Origin of the sequence: Ottowia sp. SB7-C50, assembly GCF_033110285.1 — a bacterium.
Taxonomy (GTDB): domain Bacteria; phylum Pseudomonadota; class Gammaproteobacteria; order Burkholderiales; family Burkholderiaceae_C; genus Ottowia.
Window position 1 is genome coordinate 1788285 of the sequence record NZ_CP136995.1, and the last position, 22908, is coordinate 1811192.

General features: G+C 59.9%; 16 protein-coding genes and 2 pseudogenes. 13 read left to right on the forward strand and 5 right to left on the reverse strand.

Going from position 1 to position 22908, the window contains the following annotated elements:
- Positions 1-328: 328 nt before the first annotated feature.
- The 3 genes from R0D99_RS08570 to arsA all read left to right on the forward strand — a co-directional run bounded on the left by R0D99_RS08570 (position 329) and on the right by arsA (position 3006).
- Positions 329-715 (forward strand): ArsR/SmtB family transcription factor, encoded by a 387-nt coding sequence (locus R0D99_RS08570; protein WP_106702855.1) that lies wholly within the window; start codon positions 329-331, stop codon positions 713-715.
- Positions 716-785: 70 nt separating this feature from the next.
- Positions 786-1202, forward strand: a complete 417-nt coding sequence (arsD, locus tag R0D99_RS08575; protein WP_106702856.1) for an arsenite efflux transporter metallochaperone ArsD — start codon at positions 786-788, stop codon at positions 1200-1202.
- A gap of 22 nt (positions 1203-1224) precedes the next feature.
- Positions 1225-3006 carry an arsenical pump-driving ATPase gene (gene arsA, locus R0D99_RS08580; RefSeq protein WP_164675516.1) on the forward strand — a complete coding sequence of 594 codons (1782 nt, stop codon included), beginning with the start codon at positions 1225-1227 and terminating at the stop codon, positions 3004-3006.
- A gap of 68 nt (positions 3007-3074) precedes the next feature.
- Here arsA and R0D99_RS08585 read toward each other — a convergent pair whose 3' ends face one another.
- The 3 genes and pseudogenes from R0D99_RS08585 to R0D99_RS17240 all read right to left on the reverse strand — a co-directional run.
- The gene (locus R0D99_RS08585; RefSeq protein WP_317750974.1) at positions 3075-3887 is read right to left on the reverse strand and encodes a nitroreductase; all 813 of its coding nucleotides are present in this window, start codon (positions 3885-3887) and stop codon (positions 3075-3077) included.
- Positions 3884-4990, reverse strand: a pseudogene (locus tag R0D99_RS08590) (arsenate reductase (azurin) large subunit); the annotation flags it as partial. The pseudogene R0D99_RS08590 and the gene R0D99_RS08585, both read right to left, overlap by 4 nt.
- Positions 4991-5167: 177 nt before the next feature.
- Positions 5168-5350: pseudogene (locus tag R0D99_RS17240) on the reverse strand (LAGLIDADG family homing endonuclease); the annotation flags it as partial.
- Between the two features lie 118 nt (positions 5351-5468).
- On the opposite strand from R0D99_RS17240, the gene R0D99_RS08595 reads away from it, so the two are divergent.
- The 5 genes from R0D99_RS08595 to R0D99_RS08615 all read left to right on the forward strand — a co-directional run bounded on the left by R0D99_RS08595 (position 5469) and on the right by R0D99_RS08615 (position 11657).
- A complete protein-coding gene (locus R0D99_RS08595) occupies positions 5469-5780 on the forward strand; it encodes a helix-turn-helix transcriptional regulator (protein ID WP_317750976.1) in 312 nt (103 codons plus the stop codon).
- 664 nt (positions 5781-6444) lie between these two features.
- Positions 6445-8181, forward strand: coding sequence for a hypothetical protein (locus R0D99_RS08600; protein ID WP_317750977.1), 1737 nt, complete (start codon positions 6445-6447; stop codon positions 8179-8181).
- Positions 8178-9146 carry a DUF2726 domain-containing protein gene (locus tag R0D99_RS08605; RefSeq protein ID WP_317750978.1) on the forward strand — a complete coding sequence of 323 codons (969 nt, stop codon included), beginning with the start codon at positions 8178-8180 and terminating at the stop codon, positions 9144-9146. Before R0D99_RS08600 ends, R0D99_RS08605 begins: the two co-directional genes overlap by 4 nt.
- A gap of 5 nt (positions 9147-9151) precedes the next feature.
- The gene (locus R0D99_RS08610; RefSeq protein WP_317750980.1) at positions 9152-10027 is read left to right on the forward strand and encodes a DUF6035 family protein; all 876 of its coding nucleotides are present in this window, start codon (positions 9152-9154) and stop codon (positions 10025-10027) included.
- Positions 10028-10121: 94 nt separating this feature from the next.
- Entirely contained in the window at positions 10122-11657 is a 1536-nt protein-coding gene (locus R0D99_RS08615) for a DEAD/DEAH box helicase (RefSeq protein ID WP_317750981.1), read from the forward strand.
- A gap of 156 nt (positions 11658-11813) precedes the next feature.
- On the opposite strand, the gene R0D99_RS08620 is transcribed toward R0D99_RS08615, so the two are convergent.
- The gene (locus R0D99_RS08620; protein WP_317750982.1) at positions 11814-12893 is read right to left on the reverse strand and encodes an IS5 family transposase; all 1080 of its coding nucleotides are present in this window, start codon (positions 12891-12893) and stop codon (positions 11814-11816) included.
- 1201 nt (positions 12894-14094) lie between these two features.
- Here R0D99_RS08620 and R0D99_RS08625 point away from each other — a divergent pair.
- The 4 genes from R0D99_RS08625 (at position 14095) to R0D99_RS08640 (ending at position 20400) form a co-directional block, all read left to right on the forward strand.
- Entirely contained in the window at positions 14095-15348 is a 1254-nt protein-coding gene (locus tag R0D99_RS08625; protein WP_317750983.1) for a hypothetical protein, read from the forward strand.
- Positions 15349-16308: 960 nt separating this feature from the next.
- Positions 16309-16527 (forward strand): protein NO VEIN domain-containing protein, encoded by a 219-nt coding sequence (locus R0D99_RS08630; RefSeq protein WP_317750984.1) that lies wholly within the window; start codon positions 16309-16311, stop codon positions 16525-16527.
- Between the two features lie 18 nt (positions 16528-16545).
- Entirely contained in the window at positions 16546-18771 is a 2226-nt protein-coding gene (locus R0D99_RS08635; protein ID WP_317750985.1) for a dynamin family protein, read from the forward strand.
- A gap of 78 nt (positions 18772-18849) precedes the next feature.
- The gene (locus tag R0D99_RS08640; protein ID WP_317747851.1) at positions 18850-20400 is read left to right on the forward strand and encodes a DUF1156 domain-containing protein; all 1551 of its coding nucleotides are present in this window, start codon (positions 18850-18852) and stop codon (positions 20398-20400) included.
- A gap of 49 nt (positions 20401-20449) precedes the next feature.
- Here the strand turns inward: R0D99_RS08640 and R0D99_RS08645 are convergent, their stop codons facing one another.
- Complete coding sequence (locus R0D99_RS08645) at positions 20450-21676, reverse strand: site-specific integrase (RefSeq protein WP_317747852.1); 1227 nt, start codon at positions 21674-21676, stop codon at positions 20450-20452.
- Positions 21677-22078: 402 nt separating this feature from the next.
- On the opposite strand from R0D99_RS08645, the gene R0D99_RS08650 reads away from it, so the two are divergent.
- A complete protein-coding gene (locus R0D99_RS08650) occupies positions 22079-22903 on the forward strand; it encodes a thiazole synthase (RefSeq protein ID WP_317747853.1) in 825 nt (274 codons plus the stop codon).
- The last annotated feature ends 5 nt before the right edge of the window (positions 22904-22908 follow it).

Genomic DNA, 22908 nt, shown 5'->3' on the forward strand with positions numbered 1-22908 from the left:
GCATCATGTGAACTCGCCTTGGTGCCAAATTTGGCACCCAAAATGTTTTTTTTTTGTGGCGGCGCCTGCTGGGATTAGCGCTTCAAGGTGCGCCAAGTTGCCGCCGCGTGACACTCGTGGCGCGCTTCCGGGACAAGCTGGCGATGTGTGTTCGGCCCTTCACGACCCAAAGCCGCCAGTTGACCAAGCTTGGCGAATTTCTGGACTGGTGCAGCTTGCCGTCGCTCGGTGATTGGTCGTCAGCCCTTCGGGCCTCAACATTCATCCAGAAGCGGCGCTTGACCTACGTCAGTTGCCGGCGAACGATAATTCAACAATAATTGAATTCATGGAACAGGATGAAGCCATCAAGGTCTTTGAGTCGCTCGCGTCAGGCGTACGGTTGGACATCTACCGTCTGCTGATGCGCCAGGGTCCCGAAGGTTTGGTTGCGGGACAGATTGCAAGCACGTTGGACATTCCTCCAACCAACCTGTCATTTCACTTGAAAGCGCTGACTCACGCCGGCCTCTTGGGCGTCACGCCCGAGGGGCGGTTCCAGCGTTATCGCGCCAATCTGTCGTTGATGCAGGACTTGATCGAATACCTGACCGCCGAGTGCTGCGCTGGCCATCCGGAGGAGTGCGCTGAACTGCATGATGCAGCGTGTGAGCCTGTTGCATGCAGCCCTTCGAAGAAGGCGAGCGTCCAACGCACCGTTGGTCACCAATCATAGTTTGCGGCTGAGTTCGGCTATAAAAGTTGTAGCATTAATTCATTATTTTAAAGATCGTTGGAGATTCAAAATGACCGCTTCAGCCCGCATCCAAATCTTCGACCCTGCCCTGTGTTGCGCGAGCGGTGTATGCGGCACTGACGTCGATCAGGCCTTGGTGAGCTTTGCGACCGACGCCGCCTGGGCCACTGGCCAGGGCGCACACATTCAGCGCTTCAATCTATCGCAACAACCGCTGGAATTCGCGCAGAACGCCATCGTGAAACGTTTCCTCGAACGTTCTGGAGCCGAGGCGCTACCCCTCGTGCTCGTTGATGGTGAGGTGGCTCTGGCTGGTCGCTACCCGCAACGAGCGGAGCTGGCGCGCTGGGCCTTGCTGCAAGTCGACGCTGGGCCGGAAGCAAGTGGATGCTGCGGCGCAGATGCCTCGCCAATGATCGGCTGTTGCGCGCCCAAAACCGAAGCGAGCAGTGGCAAGTGCTGCTGACTGAAGTGCTTTCAGGGCAATCATGAACTTCCTGCACAACCCACCCCGCTTCCTGTTCTTTACCGGCAAGGGCGGCGTCGGCAAGACCTCCATCGCTTGCGCCGCCGCAGTGCAACTGGCCGATGCCGGCAAGCAGGTGCTGCTGGTCAGCACCGACCCGGCGTCAAATGTCGGCCAGGTGTTTGGCCTTTCCATTGGCAACCAAGTCGTCGCCGTGCCGGCGGTGTCCAACTTGAGCGCGCTGGAGATCGACCCTCCCGCCGCCGCGCAGGCCTACCGTGACCGCATCGTCGGCCCGGTGCGCGGCGTGCTGCCGGATGCGGTGGTCAAGGGTATCGAGGAGCAACTCTCCGGCGCCTGCACCACCGAGATCGCCGCATTTGACGAGTTCACCGCCCTGCTGGCTGACGACGCGGCCACGCGCGGGTTTGACCACGTCATCTTCGACACCGCGCCCACCGGCCACACCATCCGCCTGCTCAGCCTGCCTGGCGCCTGGAGCGGCTTTCTGGAAGCGGGCCAGGGCGATGCCTCTTGCCTCGGCCCACTGGCGGGGCTGGACAAGCAGCGCACGCAATACCAGGCCGCCGTCGCCGCACTGCAGGACGGCGCCCGCACGCGACTGGTGCTGGTCGCGCGCGGCCAGGGCGCCACGCTGCGCGAAGCCGCGCGCACGCACGAGGAATTGGCGGCCATTGGATTGAGCCGGCAATACCTGGTCATCAACGGCCTGCTGCCCGAAAGCGAAGCCGCGCACGACCCACTGGCCGCCGCCGTGCTGCGGCGCGAGCGGGCGGCGTTGGCCAATCTGCCCGCCGCGCTGCGTGAATTGCCGGTCGATAACATCGCGCTCAAAGCCTTCAATCTGGTGGGTCTGGAAGCGCTACGCCAACTGCTGCAAGCCGAGGTATCTGGAATCACGCCGATTGGGAGCGAACCCCATATCGGTCTGCCGGACGCACCCACCCTCTCCACGTTGGTCGACGGCATCGCCGCGCCCGGCCACGGCCTGGTCATGCTGATGGGCAAGGGCGGCGTCGGCAAGACCACGCTGGCGGCCGCCATCGCCGTGGAGCTAGCCGCGCGCGGCTTGCCCGTGCACCTGACGACCTCCGACCCCGCCGCGCATCTGAGCGAGACCCTGGCGGGCGAGTTGCCCAACCTCGCCGTAAGCCGCATCGATCCGCACGCCGCCACCGAGGCCTATCGGGCCCATGTCATGGCCACCAAGGGTGCGGCGCTGGATGAGGCCGGCCGCGCTTTGCTGGCCGAAGATTTGCGCTCGCCCTGCACCGAGGAGATTGCCGTGTTCCAGGCCTTCTCGCGCGCTATCCGCGAGTCCGGTCGCCAGTTCGTGGTGATGGACACTGCGCCCACCGGCCACACCCTGCTGCTGCTCGACGCCACCGGCGCCTACCACCGCGACGTGGCGCGCCAGATGGCGACCGGCAGCCACTTCACCACGCCCATGATGCAGTTGCAGGACCCGGCCCGCACCAAGGTGCTGATCGTCACGCTGGCTGAAACCACGCCCGTACTGGAAGCCGCGCACCTGCAAGACGACCTGCGCCGCGCCGGCATCGAGCCCTGGGCCTGGGTGGTGAATAACTGCATCGCCGCTGCACCCGTGGCCTCGCCGCTGCTGCGCCGCCGCGCAGACAGCGAACTGCGTGAGATCGACGGGATCCGCAGCCGCCACGCCCAGCGCTGGGCCGTGGTGCCGCTGCTGGCGAACGAGCCTGTGGGCGCGGCGCGCTTGCGTGCGCTGGCCAATTGCGAGCACACGGCTGAACTGAGAGGCTAACCCAGGCATCCGCTCGGGCTTCACGAAATCGTCACATACGTGCGGACAATTCAATAGTTCTCTAAGGGTTAAATTAAAGTGATGAAAGTTGGCATCAATGGGATGGGTCGTATCGGCCGCCTTGCACTGCGGGCGGCGTTTGGCGCGGCAGAGCGCCAGTCCGATGACCCGAGGGCGAGTAACCGACTTGAGGTGGTGCATCTCAATGAACTCAAAGGGGGGGGCGGCAACGACCGCACATCCACATTTGGACGCACGCGTCCGACTCCATTCGATTTGACGGAGCGTCCAATGCTGATGCAGCAGATCGCGCGCTCGCTCTCCGCAAGCTCAAAGAGGGATCTGACGTGCATGGAGTCCATGGCACGCCCACTGCTCAGGCCAACGCTGAATCCCATGGCCACAGCCCCAAGCTGGATGTTTTGTATCGCCGCTCCAAGCGACACAAGCTGATCCACGGGCGGCACATCTGCCCTGTCGGAGACAGTGCACGCTATGGCAACCAAAAGAACTGGAGCGCGGTCTGCCTTCTCGCGTGCGGTGACCAGTTGCTCTTCAGAGGCACCAGGATCTCGGTCGAGGAGCGCCAGCGCGAAGGCACGCCCGAGCAAGTGCCGTGACTCGGCAGGAACGAGCACAAAACGCCACGGAATCAATCGACCGTGATCTGGCGCGGCGGCGGCGAGCCAGAGCAGCTCTTCCAACTGATCACTGTTCGGACCCGGATCGACCAGCCACCGCGGCCCGACGTGGCGGCGTGACTGAATCAGATCACGTGCCCGATCGAAATCGACCCGTGCTATGGGCTCGAAGCCATTCGCCGCGACCTGCAGCGTTGCAGGTTCGTCCTTTTCCGGGCTCGTCGCCGTGCCGCGGATCATGAGTAGCGCCGTTCCTTGAAGCTGATAGATTGCTTCCAGTCCTCAACGCTGCCAACGCGCTGGACGCTGGCCCAGGTGCCCTTGTAATACGGCACGACGTTCCGATCCACCCAGGATGTCACGACGTCGCCTGCAACGCCCTTGATGTAGCCGAACAGCATGAATGTATGCCCGGGCTTGATCGACTTCATCGGGTATGCCATGGCATAGGTGCTTCCGAAGTCGTTCCACACCTCGATCACATCGCCAGCCTTGATGCCGAGTTGCGAGGCGTCCGCTGGATTCATTTCCAGGTAGGCCATGGGATAGCGATCGCGCACAAAGCTGTTGTATTGATCGTGGTATGCGGTCTGCCACACCTCGTTGGCGCGTCCCTGGTTGATCCAGAATTTGTGCTTTGCCTTCTGATCGGACACCATCTTCGGTAATCCGTTCCACGGCGCTGGCTTGAATTCAGCCTTGCCGTCCTTGGTGTCGAACTTGTAGTCGGCATACAGCATTTCCGTGCCGATCAACTTGCCGTCCTTGACCTCCTTGATTGGCAACTGCACGCCGTTGTTGCCGGCCTTGCGCAGCAGTTCGTAGGTGGCGAGGTAACCCGTGTCGCCACCCTGGCTGTCGATGGGCGGCGAGCCAGGCCGCCCCGCGCGACGAAAACCGTCATTGAAGGCGTCTTCCTCGCTCGTCCAGTTGAAGCCGTCGAAGCGAGCAGCCATGTCGGCCTTTCCCTGCTTCTGGTACATCGCTTTCAGCGTGTTGGCGATGTCCGCCGCGATCAGGCAGTCTGCCTTGGCAGAGCCCGGCGGGTCCATGAACTTCTCGGACAGTCGCAGACGTCGCTCGCCATTCATCGACGTGAGGTTCGCCTCGCCTGGGTGGGCGGCAGGCAACAGCATGTGCGCCTCTTCGGCGATCATCGTCGGGTACAGGTTGATCCCCACCACGAACATTCCGCCTTTGGTCTTGCAGGCGTTGTAGATCACATCGATCAATTGCTCAGTGTTCGCGCCGCGCGCCTTTGCAATTGCTTCGTTAACGATGGCTGTCCGCTTGTGGAGTGCGAGGCGATGCTGCTCAGCGTTCAGGGTCGTCTGGAACGGGTTCCATTGCACGCGGGTAACGTGCTCTGCAAACTCGATCCCGAGCTCTGCCTCTCGACGCTTGCGCACCAAGAATGGTTGCAGTAACCGTAGAACCTCCAGCGCATTTCGGCTGCGATAGGTCAGGTAGTAGACGTTGCTGCGAACGCGGCCAGTGCCTGTGTGAATCAGGGAGCCCCCGCACGGCACGCCCAGAACCTGCTTCAGGTGCTCGAGCGTGCGAAGGCAGTTCTGGCTCACAGTGACCTCCAGGCTATACGTCGGGTTGCGCTTGGTGCGACGGCGGGCAATGCGAACGCAGCCCTCACCGTCAATGAATCCTGCGGCCCAGGCCAGTTGCAGTTGTGATCGATTCAGCTTCATCTGTATCTCCAAAGTTCTGGTGTATGCATTGAATACCTATCATTGGTAGTTGTCAACTACCAATGCGGTCTTTTGGCGAAAAACATACAATGGAGACTTCCGACCAAGAGATGAACCAATGATTCGCTTTTTGCTGCGGCGGGTCATCGAGGAGTACGAGTTCAAGCACCAACGCCGGCTCTCGCTGAAAGAAATCAGCGAAGCGACGGGAATCGTGCGACCGACTTTGTCCTTGATGATCGGCCCCAAACCGTTCAACACAACGACCAACAACTTGGGCAAGTTGTGTGAGTTCTTTGGCTGTCAGATTTCCGATCTGGTGGAGTACATACCCGAGCCGCCGCACGTTGAGTCAGCGTCGACAAGTACTGATCAGGCGCCGACGAGGAAGAAGGCGCCTGTTAAAAAGAAGACGGTACGGGATGCTTGACGGCCTGCGCCAATCTCGCCGAATACATGCGGTAGCGGTGCAGTCGAACGCACTTGGGTGAGCGCGCCAAGCCCGGACTTGGAAGTTTTACGAATCGGAGGGGCTTCTGCCAGGGCGGCCTCACGACGCGTTGCGAAAGGCAGAACAAGGCACGGAGCGGACCATCGCCACGGGTCCGTCCGTGTCTCAATACGTCCCGTTAGCGGACGATCTTCGACCGCCAGCATCAACGGTGGGCTAACAAGAGGCTGTCGGATCGACCACAAGCCAATCGAACGGAAGGCTCCGCGAATTTCTCGACTGCTTCCTAAAAGCTTCACATGCCGATTCGTGCTCGATCACACAGCCTACGACTTTCTATGGGCCATGCTCGCTGGCATTGCGATGCCCGACTTCAAGGCGACACCCTTGAAGCTGAAAACCGTTTCGAGCGAGCATACGGATTCTGAGACTTGACGTCGGCGCACAAATCTGGTTACGATTTGGTCGCGGTTCAGCCGAACCGTGGGTGAGTTGCTCCCGTCAGTGCACGCACCGGACACCTGTCCGGCCTGGCAAAACCAGCGTGAAGTACCCCGTTCATTTTCCCGGCTTGGTTTGAGTCCCGGAAAGCCGAACAACGCGTGCCGTTCTTCATTGTGCTTTCCATGACGGAGCTCAATCCATGGCAACGCCCACTTCGGGTTCTTCGGCCGCTGCGGCCGCATCCCCTTCCCCCTCTGCTGCTTCGGCGGCGCCCCTGACCGACGAGGCACGCGCCGGCGCTCTCTGGACCTTTCTCCAAGCCCAGGCACCACGCTTCACCTTCGACCAAGCGCTCGACGTCGTCCAGTCGCTGCGCATCGACCCGCGCGAGGATCACAAGACACTCGCCAAGCGTCTGCGCAAGGCGCTGCAAGAGCGGCGCATCGCGCTCAAGCACGTGAATGCCCTGCATGCTGCGGCCCGGCTGAACGGTCACGCCAGTTGGCACACCGATGACGAGACGGCGGTTGCGCGCCTGCGCTTCGAGGTCATCGACAGCGGCCCCCAGATGCGGCAGTCCGACTTCGCGTCTTGGAGCGAGCTTGCGGCAGCGTTGCGCGCCTGGGCCGACAAGCTACATGCCAGCGGCCAGCTGCCGCTGGGCGTGCTGGTGATGAACTTCACCGGCCGCTTGCTTCGCTTCATGGTTCCTGTGCCCAAGCAAGGTGAAGGTGCAGGCCCGGGCCGCAACGAGTTGTGGACCGTAGCTGGTGTCGGACCAGTGTCTGACGATGATCAGGACTGGCTGGCCGAAGCGCCGGCCGCGCTGGAGAAGCTGCGCCGGCACCTGGAGGAGACCGGCAAGGCCGTGCTGGACGGCTACGCCACGCTCTACCTGTGCGCCAACTCCCATGACCGAGCCGGCGACATCAACGCCGTGGCTGCTGGCGACGTCTTGAATTCCGAGCTGGTGCTGCTGCGGGAACCGGATGAGGGCGACCCGCACAGTGGCTACGAAATAGCCCGTGGCGACGAGCTGACCTGCTGGCACCAGTTGGAGCTGTCCCTGCGCGATGACCAGACCGCGCGCACGCCGGTGTCCATCGATGTGCACATCCCGCAAGAGGGCGCGGGGGCCTGGTTCGTCAATGGCGAGCGCTACGTGTGGGCGCTGGAAACGTTGAAGCCTGACGAATTCGTGCCGGGGCGCGTCAACCGGCAGCTTGGCATCCCGGACTGCGAGCGGCTGCTGCGCCGCTACAAGCTCGCCCGGCGCATCCACGACGGCGGCTTCCGCCACCACGACATAACCAAGCGCGTTGACTATCTGGGTGGGCCGCCGGAGACGTGGCGTGTCGATCTGCACCGGTTGCTGCGCATTTTGAATAAGGCTGGCCTGACCTGGGAGAGATACATTGAGAAGTTCGGCGCCGAGCCGCTGCCGATGAAGGCCATCCTGCCGGTGGGCTTCGTAATGCAGATGCTGGAGGATCTGGAGGTCGAAGAGCCGAACAAGGTGTTCGCTTGGCCGACACTGGCCGAAATGGCGCCCGTCACGGACGACAAGCTGCTGTACAGCCTGCTGCCACGGGTGGATGCTGTCCGCTACGTCAAACCGAAGGATCTCGACGAGCAGACCGCAGCCGATGTGCACAAGGCCATCGACGAGTTCGTAGGCGCGCTGCAGATGCACAAGATGGTGGCGGCTGGGGGGCTGCCAATGGAGAGCGATCTGCCGTACCTGGTGTACGCCAACGATGCCCAAGAACTGCGCATGTCTGCGGAGGCCCTAGGCATGCGGCTGTACGTGGCGGTGTCGCCGCACCTCATCTCGACCAAAGGCTTGCTGCCCGAAGTGCCGGGAGTGAAGACGTGGCCGTGGGCGTTCGCACACGCGCTCCTCGTGCGCTACGAGCGCGAAGGAGCTGCGCAATGACGCCGGTCGCCGAGAATCTGCGCGAGCTCCTCGAAGCCCGCGACATTGACGGCTTCCTGACCGCCCTGGAGGACTACTGCCAACAGCACTCCTTCGAGCCCGTGGTCACTGCCTTAACTCAGCGGGTGTTCCCACCGCTGCTGCGCACGGCGCTCCAGGAGAAATGCGTGCCACCCACATCCCTGGTTCGGCTCTACCGCATGGTGCGCTCCGGCAAGCTGCTGCTCGTCGAGGACGACCTCCTCGCTGCCATCAACCTGCTCATCAACGATGCCGTCCGCAAGGTGGAGCCGGCGACGGTCACGCCGGTGCAGCCGCTGATCACCGGGGAAGATGTAAGGCCGAAAGCAGTGCGGTGGTCGCCGCCCTCGGCGCCAAGCGGCCAGCGGCTGGCTGCAACGGAGATGAAGCGGATTGCCGTCGTCAGCGCCTTCACCTTTGGCGTCTGGGCTGCGGTCGATGCGTTCGACTTCCGCCGCAACGCCTGTGCCAGCCAGCAGGAGCGCGAGTTCCTGTGCGCGGTCCGCCAGTTCTTCCCGTCGCTGCAGGCCTACCCCAACATGCCGGTGAAGAACTTCATCGACATCGACAAGCTCGAGGCGATCGTTCCGGCGCGGGTCCGCCAATACGCCTGGTTGGCGCAGGTAGATGTCCTGCTGTGCACCGCCGACGAAGACCCGGTGGCCGGAATCGAGCTGGACTCCGTGCACCACGACACCGAGGAAGCGGCCGAGCGCGACGAGCTGAAGAACCTGCTTTTCAAGCTCGCCGGGCTGCCCCTGGTGCGTATCAGGGCAGACGACGAGAAGGCGGTGCGAGCGGAAGACTTCTACGACCTGCTAATGGCGGAGTCCAAGACGCTGGATGCGATCAGGCCGCGGCGCCTGCGGCCGAGAAGGACGCACGACTTCCTGGTGCCTGCCGAATTGGCCACACGCACGGCACCCGCAAACATGGCTCGGTGATAGACATGGAAGAAGTAGTCTCCCCGTTTCAGCATGAGACCGACGGACGTCTTCGGCCCGCCCGCCGGCGGGAGCAGGAGCGGCCCACTCCGGGCGAGCCGCTTGCACTCGACAAGCCCGAGGTCAAGGAGGTGATGGAGACCGAAACGGGCTGGCATCTGCCAGTTTCGGTCGTGATGGGCACTGACTACGAGAAGCTCATGCAGCTACGCATGGCGGTTCGCACCCAGATGCGCAACGACGATCCGCTCTATCGATGCTCGCTGTGCGGCGTCGCAGTCCACATCTGCCGCTCCAAAGACAAACCGAAGTTCTTCTTCAAGCACCGGCACGAAGATGGCAGTTGCCCCGCGCAGACCAAGGGTGAGTTGAGCCAGGACGAAATCAATGCCCGCAAGTACAACGGCGCAAAGGAAAGCAGGCTACACCGCCGCATGAAGGCTTGGCTCTGCCAGTGCCTGGCGGTGGATGGCCGGTTCGAAGACATTGCCCAGGAGCCCACCTGGAAAGGCCCGCTGACCGGCACCCGCCGGCGACCGGACGTCAAAGCCATGTACAACGGACTGCCCATTGCCTTCGAGATCCAGCTGTCCACGACGCACCTGGATGTCATCGCCGCGCGGCGCGACTTCTACATGCAGGAAGGCGGACTGCTGGTCTGGCTGTTCGCCGAGTTCGACACCGAACACCGGCGTATGACCGATGACGATGTCTTCTACAACAACAACCTGAACGCCCTCGTCGTCAACGCCAAAACGGTTGAAGCGTCACTAATAGCGAAGGAGTTCCTGCTGGACTGCATCTGGGCACAGCCCGTCAAGGAGGGGGGGCCATTCAGGCCTATACCGCCGTGTCGTGCCCTTCCACGAACTGCAGCTTGACCCGAAGGCCCAGCAGGCATACGCAATCGCAATGAATGCAGTGCCGCTGGCTCAGGTCGTAGCCGCTCCTTCAAAGACTGCTACGTAGCCTGGTATGAACCAGCACCTCCTCCGATGGATTGGCGATGCGGACGCAGTCAGGCACAGCGAACGCTTCAAGGTGGACCAAATCACCGTTCGGCAAGCTGAAGTTCAGGCTCGAACTGATGACTACTACATAGCACTTGTGGGCGAGTTGTTCACCAGAATGCGAACCCGGTCAGAAGACGCTGACGGCTGGTCGAGGCTAGGGAACGCGCTTGCATTGATTGCCGCGCCTGGGCAAGAGCAAGAGCTCAAGCGCTCGGGCATCTCGCAGCCGGAAGCGACCCTGTTTGCCGCAACTGCTTTTTATTGCGGTGGGTTCCCAGCCTCAGCAAACATAACCATAAAGAGCCGCCGTGGCGATCCCGCCGAGTCAGAAAGCTACCTAGCCTGCGCAGACCTACTCGAGCGACCCACTGCTATGAGGTCGCAGCTAGGCCGATACCTGCTTGATGCTCTGGAAAGAGGGGCGCTCCAGCAGATCGAGGACATCCGCCTGAGCACGGAGAAAGATGCGGCGAGGAAGTTGGACGTAAGTGCCACCGAATGGATCCCGGCACGGCTACTGGAGAACCTGGTTAGGCGCTTCGCAAGTACGAACGTCCGAGCCGTGTTGCCCGATGGGGACAGCGCAGTCTGGACTCCCTTCGTTCAATCGCTACTGAGGCGACGCACACCAATATGGGACTTCTTCCCTTCGCAAATCGAGGCAATAAAGCGCGGCCTGATTGAGTCCGACCAGACATTCTCGCTTCAGATGCCAACCAGCGCTGGGAAGACCGCGCTGATGGAGACGCTCCTCTACTGGCACGCTGGAAAGACACGAACGGAGATCGCAATCCTGCTAGTGCCGTTTCGGTCGTTGGCTTCCGAGTTGAAAGGCAGTCTGGTCCGACATCTCAACGACCTTAGAATCCCGGCGAAATGCATCTACGGTGGCACCGTGCCGACGGGCGATGAGGTTCACGACCTTGCTGCGACACGAGTGATCATCGCTACCCCGGAGGCACTGTCTGGCCTCTTGAATGCCGGCGAGCTCGTTCCGAGAATTTCCCTCGTCATCTGCGACGAGGGACACCTCCTTGACGGCGAGGGACGTGGCGTGGGCCTGGAGATGCTGCTTGCCCGACTGAAAACGAGGCTGAGCGGCCCTCCTCGTTTCGTCTTCATTTCCGCCATCGTGCCCAACGTTGAGGAGATCAACTCCTGGCTAGGGGGAGACGAAAGTGGCGTTGTCAGGAGTTCATACCGCCCAGCAATTGCCGAGTATTCCGTTCTCCGTCCTCGGGGTGACGGAGTGAACCGGCAGATTGATTTGGAGATGCACCCGCAGCTAGAGGATGACGCCAGCTACCGTATGGCGAATTTCCTCGGCAGATCCGCGTTCCAGTATCAGAACGAAGACACTGGGAGGTTGAAGACATATAGCTTTGCGTCCAACAAGGTCCTGGCAGTCGCCGCAGCGCGGAAGGCACTGAGAATCGGGACGGTGGCTCTCTTTGCGGGGAACAAGCGGGGGGGACCGCGGCGCAATAGGGATGGCTGAAGAACTGAGCAAACAGCTTGCTCTGCCGCTTGATCTACCGTCTCCTCAAAGCTACGCTGACCAAGCGGCCTTGGCACCAGTCGTCGCCTACCTAGCGGCAGAGTACGGGCAGGATTGGTTGGGTACCAAAACCGTTTCGTCGGGAGCCGTATTGCATCACGGCGACATACCACAGGAAACCCGGGAAGTTCTCGAAAATCTATTACGCCAAGAGACAGTGAGGCTTGTGATTTGTACGAGCACCCTAGCCGAGGGTGTCTTGAGCTTGCGATGGGCCTTCAGCAGGTTCATCCCCAGTGCCGCCCAACACATCTGCGCCTGCACTTTGGCCGCTCCGAAGTACCGGGCTCTGGCCAGGTGGAATCGGCGCTTCATCGTCCCAAAGGCCTGCTCGACCTTGAAACGGATGCTGCCGATCTTCTGATTGAAGGCCTTGAGCAGTGGGTGCACCGGCTTGCCCGCACTGCCCTTGTGCTGGATCAGATCGCCAATGCCGCGCTCGGCGAGCCAGTTTCTATTTGCCTTGCTCGCATAGCCCTTGTCGGCCAGCACGGCCTCGACCCCGGGGGCCAAGGTCTGGACGATCTCGGGCAGTTTGGTGATCTCGGCCTCATTGGCTGGATGAACATGCACATGTTCGACGTAGCCATCGTCACTGTCGACTGCCGTGTGGCCCCGATAGCCGAAGAAGGCTTGCTTGCCTTTCTTGACCCAGCGGGCATCTGAATCGGCGCTGTCGACAACTTTCGCTTGCTTGCCATCGCCCTGCACATGCTGGCGCGGTCTGGCCGCGCTGGGGATGATGGTGGCATCGATGATGGCTCCGCGCGCACCTTGCACTTTCAGGCCGCGCTGCTCAAGCTGGCTGTTGATGAGCGCCAGCAGCCTCTGATCCACACCGGCAGTCACCAGCCGGTTGCGGAAGCGGCAGATGGTGCTGGCGTCGGGCAACTCACCCCTACTTGGCTCGAAGCCGGTAAAGACCATGAAGTCCAGGCGCACACGCAGCGCTTGCTCCAGTTGGGTGTCTGACAGGCCATGCCACTGGCCCAGCAGCATCAGCTTGAACATGCCCAGCGGTGAATAAGGCTCGGGGCCGCCGGCGCCGGAGATCTCGCGCTGGTACAGGCCTTTCAACTTCCCGGCAATGGCGCTCCAGTCGAGCAGCTCGTGCAGCTTCATGCTCGGGCTGCCTTCGACCAGCGGGCGCGCGCCCATCAGAAAGAAGCTGTCCATCGCTATCACCTCCTGCCGGCATTGCAGCGCAGATCGGTCAAGCACGCATCGGGTGTGCTACCAGTTATGCAGCGGTCTTGGATCGATCAGGAAACGCAGAGGTTGCCGGCGCGTCTTATCTCATGCTGCCAGCTTCTGTCTCGTGCCGTCTAACGCTCGTCCTGCCGGTACCGCGCGCACAAAGCCACCAGCAATTCCTTGTCGCAAGCATGAGCTCAGATCGCGTTGATGGCCCTTGCCAGCGCGCTTCTGAGCTTCTGAAGATGCGACCACACCATCTTACGAAGCCTAGACCAAGACTCGATGACGACGGGCTTTGTCGCTGGGACGAACTGAGATCGATCAGGCTATCGGTGGTCGGGCGCAGCTCAAAAAATAATCAAATTAATTATATTGACGCGGGTAACAATAATCGACCCGCTGGACAGTGAGATTATTTAAAACTCCATAAATTTTACTGCACACATGTCAAGTTAATAATGAATATTTAAAATCACTTGTTGGATTAAGTTCTTATCGGAAAGTTCCCATGAATCTCAAGAAAATTCTGGAGATTTTCGATGGATTGGATCCTATGGCCTCCTGCTTTGTGCCAAAATTTAGGCACTGAATTGACGAGGCTTACCGATGGTTGTTCGGTTCAGTTAAGCAGTAGGGGATCGAAATTCATTTGTTTCCATGAAAATGTCTATCCCTTCTGGCTCGATCCCGTTATATCAAGAAATACGACTCGTTGGCAGGCGCATCCAAAGGCTGAATCGACCCACCAAGGTTAGATCTGTCGAAGCAGCCTTGAAATGATGAATCAAAAAAGGTAGAGAAATGAAGAACGTCCTAGAAGATCATGCGCTTCTGGCGCAACTTCGTCGACTGGGGAAAGACGTGCGCGAGCAAAAGCGCGCAGCTTTAACCCAGGGCGAGACCAACTCTCCTGGCCATAAGGAGACTGGCCTCAAGAACGCATCGGCAGAGTCTGCTCCCGGCGCCTCGCTGCATCCTGGAAGGTCGACTCCTCCTGGGATCTCCTCGTGTTCTGGCGCGCAGACACATCCTGGTGGCCCACATCCTAGTGCTAATCCTCCTAGGTCGGCTGTTGGGATTTCGACATTGTTGAAGCCTTCGAATAATGTAGCTCAACCTTCAACAATGTCCCCCCGACGTCAGGAGGGGGGGGGTATTTGCGGCGCCCGATGCGACTGACGTGACAGACCGCCCCGTGGGCGGGCTGGCCGCGTCGGTTGCGGCGCCGCCGGACGCCGGAGGCGGCCCACTGCCTCTTGGGGATTCGGCTTTCGACGAGCCACTTCTTGGAGATCACTATGACGTCACGAAAGAAGCGGCCAGGCACAAATTGAGTGCGCGGAGTTGGACAGGATACATCAGAGATGGCAAGCGGATGTGGACACAGGCGGTAGGCAATGCGGAAACCCTAAGCGACATATCGACGCTGCTCTTACGCGGCCTGATTGAGGCAGCCTCGCAATCGAAAACGTATTATCGGTACCGGCGAAGCTTGTGTTTTTTCTTAGCGAACTATAGAGAGGAGGCGATTGACATTGGCACCCAAATTCGAGGGGTCAGTCGTGACGCGATCGGATGGGAAATCGATCGTTCGGAGATTCGCAGCTTGGCAGAGCTGACGTGCAGCGCAGTCAAAAAGCACTGGGCCGTTATCAGTGGACCCGATGAAAGCAAAAAGGTTATCCTTTCATTGCTGAAAGAGGGTTGGCAGGAAGCTTTGATTGGAGAAATTAAAAACCCCTATTATGCCGCCCTAGTCAGTTTCATGGCCATAACCGGTGTGCGTCCGGTTGAATTGCGTGGTCGCATCGTGATCGAACGTCAGATTGATGGTCAATTTAAAGCGCTCATATTTTCCGCAAAAGTTACGGCCAAAACAGGCCAGCCAACGCGTGAATATGTATTGAGTGAAATACCTGAATTCTTCAAGGAGCAAATGAAGGCCAATGGAATGAATTCGTATCATATATCGGCTACTAAAAGAGATACAGATGCTATAAGGACTCAATTGGCAGAAAAGTCTAGGAAATGCTTTCCCGAGCTTCAGGGGTCCAAGGCGAAAAGGCAGGCCGAGTTCCTAAAGAAAGTTGCAGCAGCGCAAAACACAGTAGATCAATACAACGATACAGTTAAGCGATCAAAGGACAGTCCAGACGATTGCGTGTCACCTTATTGTTTTCGACACGCCCTAGCTGAGGTTATGCGCATGAATGGATTTACGAAAGCGATGATCGCTGGTGTTTTGGGTCACAATACGGAATCGACTGGAAAATTCTATGGGAACTACAAAAGAGGACGAAACGTAAAGCCACCGCTTTCAATTGATCCAAGTTCAATTAAGGTAAAAAGAAAGATAAAACCGGAAAAGACGAGCGAGCATGTGCAAAAAAAGATGAAGGAAAGAACGAATAAAAAAGGGATGCAGCCAAGGTAACGCCCGCATCCAAGATGAGCACTATGAGGCGAAGGTCGCGACGAGTAGCGTCGCCGTCCGCCGTAGCGCGCCCTTTGGCGAAGGTCGAGATAGTCGATCTGCGCTTTTTTTCGTTCATGTGGGCCGCTGACGGTTGGGGTCGATGCTCGTTCATTGCAAGAAACCGAGTCGGGCGTTGGCTGCAGAGTTGGCCGGTTCGACCGATGCTATAGGCGCGTCACACGACTGAGCCGATGGTGGCAGGTTGATTGACACATTTCTCACGACGAACGATGTATCGTTCAAGATCGTTCAACATGAACGATGTATCGTTCAAGATCGTTCAACATGAACGACCTATCGTTCAAGATCGTTCAACATGAACGATTAATCGTTCGAAATCGTTCAACATGAACGATGCATCGTTCAAGATCGTTCAAGATCACCGATGATCAGACTCCCCGTCGATCACTTCGGTCGGATTCTTCGGCTCTCTGACCATGCTGCCTGCAGTAAGTCGGCACTTGTTCACGACAGCGTCAGTAATGACCAATGACGGCGGTCATCGCAACCTACGATAGCGGTCATGGTTCGTCTCGAAGATCTCCAGGTTGGAGCGTCCGTTAAGGGGCTCGTTCCGCACATTAGCGTCAACATCGTCAGCATCCAGTGGTTTGGAGCGGACGCGGCTGAAGTAACTTACAAGTCCCCCGACGGGCGGGTCGGCAATGAACTTGTCCAGCGTTGGCGTGAGTCCGATCTGGAGATCGTTGCTGTCGGCCGGCCTTGGGCGTTCGATGGTGATGGCGAGCTATTTCGACTTGTTTCAGAGGCTCAGCGCATCCGGCTGGCGCATTTGTTTGATCCGCTGCTAGCGGTCCACACGTCGCTGGTTGACCCGCTGCCGCATCAAATAACTGCGGTTTATGAGCACATGTTCCCGGCACGGGCAAGCTGCGGTTTATCGAAGTCAAGGGTCGTGTGGAAAGTGCCGACACGATCACCGTCACCCGAAACGAGGTCCTCTATTCGCTCAACAAGCCGGACGACTTCATTCTCGCCATCGTCGAATTTCTCCCCACTGGTGACCACCGGGTTCGCTACGTGCGAAGTCCCTTCGAGCGCGAGCCCGACTTCAAAGTAACAAGCCTGAATTACAGCCTCTCGCAACTGTTACTCTCAGCCCATTCCCCGTCCTGACTAGAGCATCACGTTTCCATGGATTCCCTTGAACGAACCAAGCAGCACCACGATGCCGTCGGCAACTGGTTTGGTGAAAAGGTGGCTCCGCTTGCGAGCGGTGCGTACCCGTCTGAGCATCGAGCCTGGCAGAGCGAACTGAACTGGATTCGGCGTCAAATTGACAACCCCGAGCGGACGCGCATCGCGCTGGTTGGCAGCACAGGCGCCGGCAAATCGAGCTTTCTGAATGCGGTGCTCGGGCAGGAAGTCCTCCCTGTCGGTGTCATGCAGCCATGCACCGCATTCGTCACACTGGTTCGTCAATCGCCTGATTCAACTTACACGCTGCACATCGAGTTCTGTACGCGCGACGAATGGCATGAGGAAATCGAAGCATACGCGGCTCTGCTTCGGCCAGGCGATGACGCTGAAGCGCAAGATGATGCCGACGCTCGCAGGTTGATTGAGACAACGTTCAAGCGCCTGCAGGCGGTGCTGGGTGATCATGTCACGCGGGACATGTTGGTCGATGCCGTTCGTTCCGTGCCGCTCCCGACAGAGGCAGAAGACGTCTTCAGCGGGCGTCGCCCTTCAGTCCTTCGATTCGACGACGGGCCCAGCATGCAGAAGGAACTGCGGGCGCTGATTCGCGGTGACAGCAATCTCTGGCCGCTGGTCAAACAAGTTTCTATTTCGGGCCCTTATGACTGCTTGTCTGGCGGCCTGGAGCTGGTGGACCTCCCGGGTGTCAATGATCCCAACGCGGCGCGCGTGGAGGTCACTCGGGAGTTTCTGCGCAGTTCTCCCTTCGTGTGGGTGATTTTCTCGATGGTTCGAGGATTGACCCACGACATCCAGATGCTCCTCGGTGAGCAAAAACTTCTCCGAACACTGGTGCTCGCAGGGACCTATGACGCACTGGGGCTCATTGGCACCAAGGCTGACGAAATCGATCTTGATGCCGCTGATCAACTGGGATTGCCCGACGATTGCGAACAAGACGCCCTTATCCGGGAGTATTGCCGGCAGACCCAGGTGCAGGTTCGGACTCAACTTGAATCACTGGTACGCGACCTAGCTGGTCCCGAGGATGGTGGCGAGACCCTGAACCGCATGCTCGAACTCGCCCGACAGGCGACGGTGCACACCACCTCTGCCAGCGCCTACATGCGTCTGCGGAACATCGGTCGGCTCCGCAAGGACTACGGCTTGCACGATGTGCGTGACACGGGCATTCCCGGAATTCACGACCTCATGCGGAAGATTGCCAAACAGACTGGCATTGATCAGCGCAGCCTCACCGCCATGCAGAGATTGCGAAAGCTCGTTGAGGAAATCAAGTTTTTTTTTCAATCCGCCGCAAGACAAAACACCCCAGTCGCTAATGAAGTCACGGCGCTGATTGATGACGAGTTGCGCCGCTTCCAGACCGCGCTGGAGCGGGAGCAGTCGAATGCCCAAGCACAACTCCAAGCCTACCGCGATGGCTTTGTGCGGCAACTGTTGCCCATGCTTGACACCAGCATCCACGGCGTCAAGCAGGCTTGTCGAAGATGGGCGGGCATCCCATGGCAAACGCTGCGTGCGGTCGTTCATCGCGACGGCCTCTACAAAAGCCCAAGCAGCGGCCGCTCATACGACCTCAATGCCGACCTGACCGAGCCATTGCTCAATCAATTGCCGTTGACGTGGGAACGGTATTTCACCGACGACATTGGTCGTGTGACATCCCGGTACGCACAAGAGGTCGTCCGCTTGGGCCGCGAGTGCGCAGACCGTGTTGAACTGGTGATCAAGCTGAAGCTTGGCCGCAACGGTGCTGGTTCGACCAAGCAACTGGCCTGGTTTACCGAAAAGATGCAGCTTCTCGCTGGCCAAGCCCAATCCGACCTGAAAGCCGTGGTCATGGGGCGAAGAAGCGAGCTGGCGGCCAAAATGCCCAACTTGGCTGGAGGCTACATGGCGCCAGCGTACGAGTCGGCCAAGCATGAAAGCGGGAGAGGCATGAAGGTGCGCATGCTCGACACACTGTCCAGAACGGCGGTCTCCGCAGCGCCTCCCATATTCGAATCCATCCAGGCCGACATTCTTGAAGGCACAGAAGAGCTGGACGTCCAGCTTGTCGGCTTGCTGTCGTCGCTAGCGACGGCTGCCGGGCAGCAGATCGAGGTGGTCAAGCACAACGCAGGCGTGGATGTGGACGAAGCCTCCATCCCGGCCGAGTTCCGAGCGCTGATCGAGTCTGCTCCGGCCATGCCCTGAGCTCTCACAAACTGTCTCGGCGCCCCGCGGCATCGGCACTCCAGCAAACCGCAGCCGTAGCGCTCAACAAAAATACCCATGGCAACGCAAACCAAAAAGCTCATCGAAGTCGCCCTCCCACTGGCTGCTATTAATGCGGCCGCGGCGCGCGAAAAATCCATCCGCCATGGCCACCCCAGCACGCTGCACCTGTGGTGGGCCCGTCGGCCGTTGGCGGCAGCGCGTGCGGTCATCTTTGCGCAGATGGTCGATGATCCCAGCGCCTGGCCTGATCTGTTTCCGACGGAAGACGCGCAAGAGGCTGAGCGCCAACGCCTGTTTCGCATCATCGAAGAACTGGTCAAGTGGGAGAACACCACCAACGAAACCGTGCTGGACGCCGCCCGCGCCGAGATTCGCCAGAGCTGGCAACGCACCTGCCAGGCCAATGCCGATCATCCACGCGCAGCAGAACTGTTCGACCCCGAGCGCCTGCCCGCCAATGGTGGCGATGTGCCCGACGATCTGGATGCGCGATTGGTTGTGTTGGCACCAGACTGCCCGCATACAAAGGATGGCGGCAGCCCGGCAGAGGCTGCAGCAAAGGCCATTTTGGAGACCCGCGGCAACGCGCCGAGGCTGTATCGGAACACGTTGGCTTTTCTTGCGCCTGACCGAACACGGTTGCAAGACTTGGACGAAGCCGCTCGACGCTTTCTTGCCTGGAACTCGATTCTTGCGGATGATGAAACACTTGGATTGACCGCGCATCAGAAGCGCCAGGTTGAACAACAGATAGCCTCGGCTGATGCGGCTGCCGCTGCGCGTTTGCCAGAGACTTATCACTGGTTGCTGGTGCCCTCTCAAGGGCAACCTACGGAACCCATGCGATGGGAGGCTTTGCGACTGACGGGTAACGACGCTCTGGCGGTACGAGCCGCGAAGAAGCTGCGCTCGGATGGTTCGTATCTGGTCAGTTACTCGCCGACCTTGCTGAAGATGGAACTGGATCGGGTTCCGCTATGGCGCGGTAACCATGTGTCGGTCAAGCAGTTGGTCGAAGACTATGCGCGCTATTTGTACCTGCCTCGATTGAAGGATCCAGCATCGCTATTGCATGCGATGTCTGAAGGCGTCGGCCTTCTGACTTGGGCGCAGGAAGGCTTTGGATACGCGGATGATTTCGATCCGGCCGCGGGTCGTTATAAGGGGCTGCGTGGTGGGACGTCCGTCACGTTGGGCGACCCTTACAGTGCGGCTCTGCTCGTCAAGTCAGACATTGCTGCGATGCAACTCGATGCGGAACGCGCGGTTCTTGTTCCTGTGGGCACTGGAGTGCCGGCGTCCCCTGGGGAGACCGGGTCGAGCGGCGGGGCCGCCCGTTCACCGTCTACGCCTGTTGCGCCGCAGGAAGTTATGCCCACGCGTTTCCACGCGACGGCAACTCTGGATGCGACCCGCATAGGAAGAGACGCTGGACGGATCGCAGAGGAGATCGTGGCGCATCTGTCCAGCCTCATTGGTGCTGAGGTGACGGTGACACTGGACATTGCAGCGTTGGTCCCTGACGGCGTGCCTGGCAACGTCGTGCGTGTAGTCCGAGAGAATTGCGCCGCGCTACGCATCATTCCTGATTTCGAGGATCGGTGATGGCAGACGGGCAGTGGCTGCCCAACCTGAACCGGCGAGTTAGCGCCCTTCAGGCCTGTGCCTGAAGGGCAGCGAGTTGACTTCCGAGGAGACACCACGCAGCCTGTTGAGGTCCCTCGTACCGGGCTTGCTGGTAGATCCGACGAAGCTTTGACTGCTCAGAGTGATTGAGGCAACGTTCCACGATCTCAGGCGCCACGCCGCCCTCTGCCATGAGTGTTGCGCCGGTGCGCCGGAGATCATGCGGGCGCCAAGGACCCCCTGGCAAGATCAGCGCGTCCGTCCGATTTGAACGTCCGGCCATGCGTGGTTGGGTGCGCTGGCGGTCTGCCACCTGCTTAGTGACCGTCTTGACACATACTGGTCCTTGCGTCCGAGAGGCGGGAAAACACCAAGGCGTGCTGCCAGTCAGTCGGTACAACCGCAAAAATTGTTCCTTGGCGAAGTCGCTCAACATCACCCTATGCGGCTTTCCGTTCTTGGTTTCGGGAATGGTCCACACGCCGTTTTTTAGGTCGACATGCTCCCACCGAGCTGTCAGGATCTCTCCGATACGAGTGATCGTTGAGAGTTGAATGAGCAGGGCGCATATGGACGGTTCCGCCATGCCCGCCTGGGGCAATTTTTGGAAAAGCGCAATCAGCTCTGGTTCGCTCAGAACTCGATCGCGCTCAATGTCAGGCCCGATCCGCGACTTCTTGATTCGCGCGGTTGGGTCGATCTCTACGATGTCACGGTCCAGAGCGAAACTGAACATCTGTCGCAAGTCCGACAGGACGCGCTTTGTCATGCGAACAACGTCGCGTTCCATCATCGTGTCGACGATCAGTTGGATGTTGGCCTTGGTGACGTCAGCGGCCGCCACTTCGCCAATGATGGGGAAGACGTCGCGCTCGAACCCACGCTTGATTTCTGCACCGCCATCAGCGCGAGATTTGAGCTCGCGCGTCTGCCACAGGTCGAACAAACCCCGCACCGTGACTCGCGCCTGCTGCGTCGCCAACTCGCTCAGGCGATCTCGTTGCGTTTGGATCGCTTCGATCTGGTCGGCTTGGACCTTGAGCCGTTCGACCGCCTTTATCTCTAGTGGATCTTCGCCGGCTTGCCGGCTGACCGCTAGGCGATGGCGTTGCTCGCGGAGCGCCTTTAGGCTGGCCGAACCGCCGGCCCGCCAAGAGCCTAGGCGCGCTTCGCGGACTCGCCCTTCGACCTTGTACCGCCAGACCACGTAAACGCTCACCGTACCGTCTCGGCCGGAACGAACGGTGCCGTACATTGAATCTCCGAGACTCAGTCGTCTTCCGTCATCTGCGGCAGTCAATGCTTCGAGCTGCTTGACCGTTACGATTGCCATCCTGCACCCCTGATTTTTGCCCACACTTTTGCCCACACCGCAGGCGCGGCTGGCGACAGACTTTAGTGCATCATGGCGAACAGGTCAAATCAATGAGCTGCATGTAACGCGTTGATTTATAAGGGATAAGTTAGAATTCGCGAGCAAGGATGGATCGTGGCAAATCATCTCTAATTTGCATGGGGTGCAAGGGGTAGCGAGTTCGAATCCCGCCACGCCGACCATCTACACAAGGGGCTACAGCTATTAAAGTTGTAGCCCCTTTTTTTGCGTCCGCGGCGGTCGTGATGGCCACGCCGCAGTTCGTTGGCAGAATATCGAGCCATGCGAGATTCATCCCTGTCCGCCGCGCCCGCCGATGCCTGGAACGTGGGCGACGTGGCGCTGTCCAGCCGCTTTTTGCTGGGTACGGCCGGTTATCCGTCGCCCCAGGTGCTGGGCGATGCGATCCAGGCGTCGGCCACGCAGATCGTCACCGTGGGCCTCAAGCGGCAACTGGCCGCGGCGGGCGACAACGGGTTCATCGAGATCATCCGTGGTGCCATGAAGACGCAGGGCGCGCGCCTGCTGCCCAACACCGCCGGCTGCCGCACGGCGCGCGAGGCGATTCAGCTGGCGCACATGTCGCGCGAGCTGTACGACACGCCCTGGGTCAAGCTGGAGGTGGTGGGCGACGAATACACGCTGCAGCCCGACCCGATTGAGCTGATCGAGGCCGCGCGGCAACTGGCGCGCGACGGGTTCACCGTGTTTCCGTACTGCACCGACGACCTGGTGACCTGCAAGCGCCTGCTCGACGCCGGCTGCCCGCTGCTGATGCCGTGGGGCGCGCCCATCGGGTCGGGACAGGGGCTGATCAACCCGTTTGCGCTGCGCACGCTGCGCGAACGCCTGCCGGACGTGGTGCTGATCGTCGACGCCGGCATTGGCGCGCCCAGCCACGCGGCGCAGGCGCTCGAAATGGGCTACGACGCCGTGCTGCTGAACAGCGCGGTCAGCCAGTCGCCGGACCCGGTGCGTATGGCGGGCGCGTTCCGGCAGGCCATTGAAGCCGGGCGCGCCGCTTACCGGGCCGGCGTGATGACGCGGCAGGATTTTGCGGTGGCGACGACGCCGGTCACCGGCAACCCGTTCCTGATCGGTGGCTGAAGGCG

Excerpts from the sequence above, each read along its gene's own strand:
- R0D99_RS08570 (WP_106702855.1), top strand. The coding sequence starts at position 329 with ATGGAACAGGATGAAGCCATCAAGGTCTTTGAGTCGCTCGCGTCAGGC.
- arsD (WP_106702856.1), top strand. The coding sequence starts at position 786 with ATGACCGCTTCAGCCCGCATCCAAATCTTCGACCCTGCCCTGTGTTGC.
- arsA (WP_164675516.1), top strand. The coding sequence starts at position 1,225 with ATGAACTTCCTGCACAACCCACCCCGCTTCCTGTTCTTTACCGGCAAG.
- R0D99_RS08585 (WP_317750974.1), bottom strand. The coding sequence starts at position 3,887 with ATGATCCGCGGCACGGCGACGAGCCCGGAAAAGGACGAACCTGCAACG.
- R0D99_RS08595 (WP_317750976.1), top strand. The coding sequence starts at position 5,469 with ATGATTCGCTTTTTGCTGCGGCGGGTCATCGAGGAGTACGAGTTCAAG.
- R0D99_RS08600 (WP_317750977.1), top strand. The coding sequence starts at position 6,445 with ATGGCAACGCCCACTTCGGGTTCTTCGGCCGCTGCGGCCGCATCCCCT.
- R0D99_RS08605 (WP_317750978.1), top strand. The coding sequence starts at position 8,178 with ATGACGCCGGTCGCCGAGAATCTGCGCGAGCTCCTCGAAGCCCGCGAC.
- R0D99_RS08610 (WP_317750980.1), top strand. The coding sequence starts at position 9,152 with ATGGAAGAAGTAGTCTCCCCGTTTCAGCATGAGACCGACGGACGTCTT.
- R0D99_RS08615 (WP_317750981.1), top strand. The coding sequence starts at position 10,122 with ATGAACCAGCACCTCCTCCGATGGATTGGCGATGCGGACGCAGTCAGG.
- R0D99_RS08620 (WP_317750982.1), bottom strand. The coding sequence starts at position 12,893 with ATGGACAGCTTCTTTCTGATGGGCGCGCGCCCGCTGGTCGAAGGCAGC.
- R0D99_RS08635 (WP_317750985.1), top strand. The coding sequence starts at position 16,546 with ATGGATTCCCTTGAACGAACCAAGCAGCACCACGATGCCGTCGGCAAC.
- R0D99_RS08640 (WP_317747851.1), top strand. The coding sequence starts at position 18,850 with ATGGCAACGCAAACCAAAAAGCTCATCGAAGTCGCCCTCCCACTGGCT.
- R0D99_RS08645 (WP_317747852.1), bottom strand. The coding sequence starts at position 21,676 with ATGTACGGCACCGTTCGTTCCGGCCGAGACGGTACGGTGAGCGTTTAC.
- R0D99_RS08650 (WP_317747853.1), top strand. The coding sequence starts at position 22,079 with ATGCGAGATTCATCCCTGTCCGCCGCGCCCGCCGATGCCTGGAACGTG.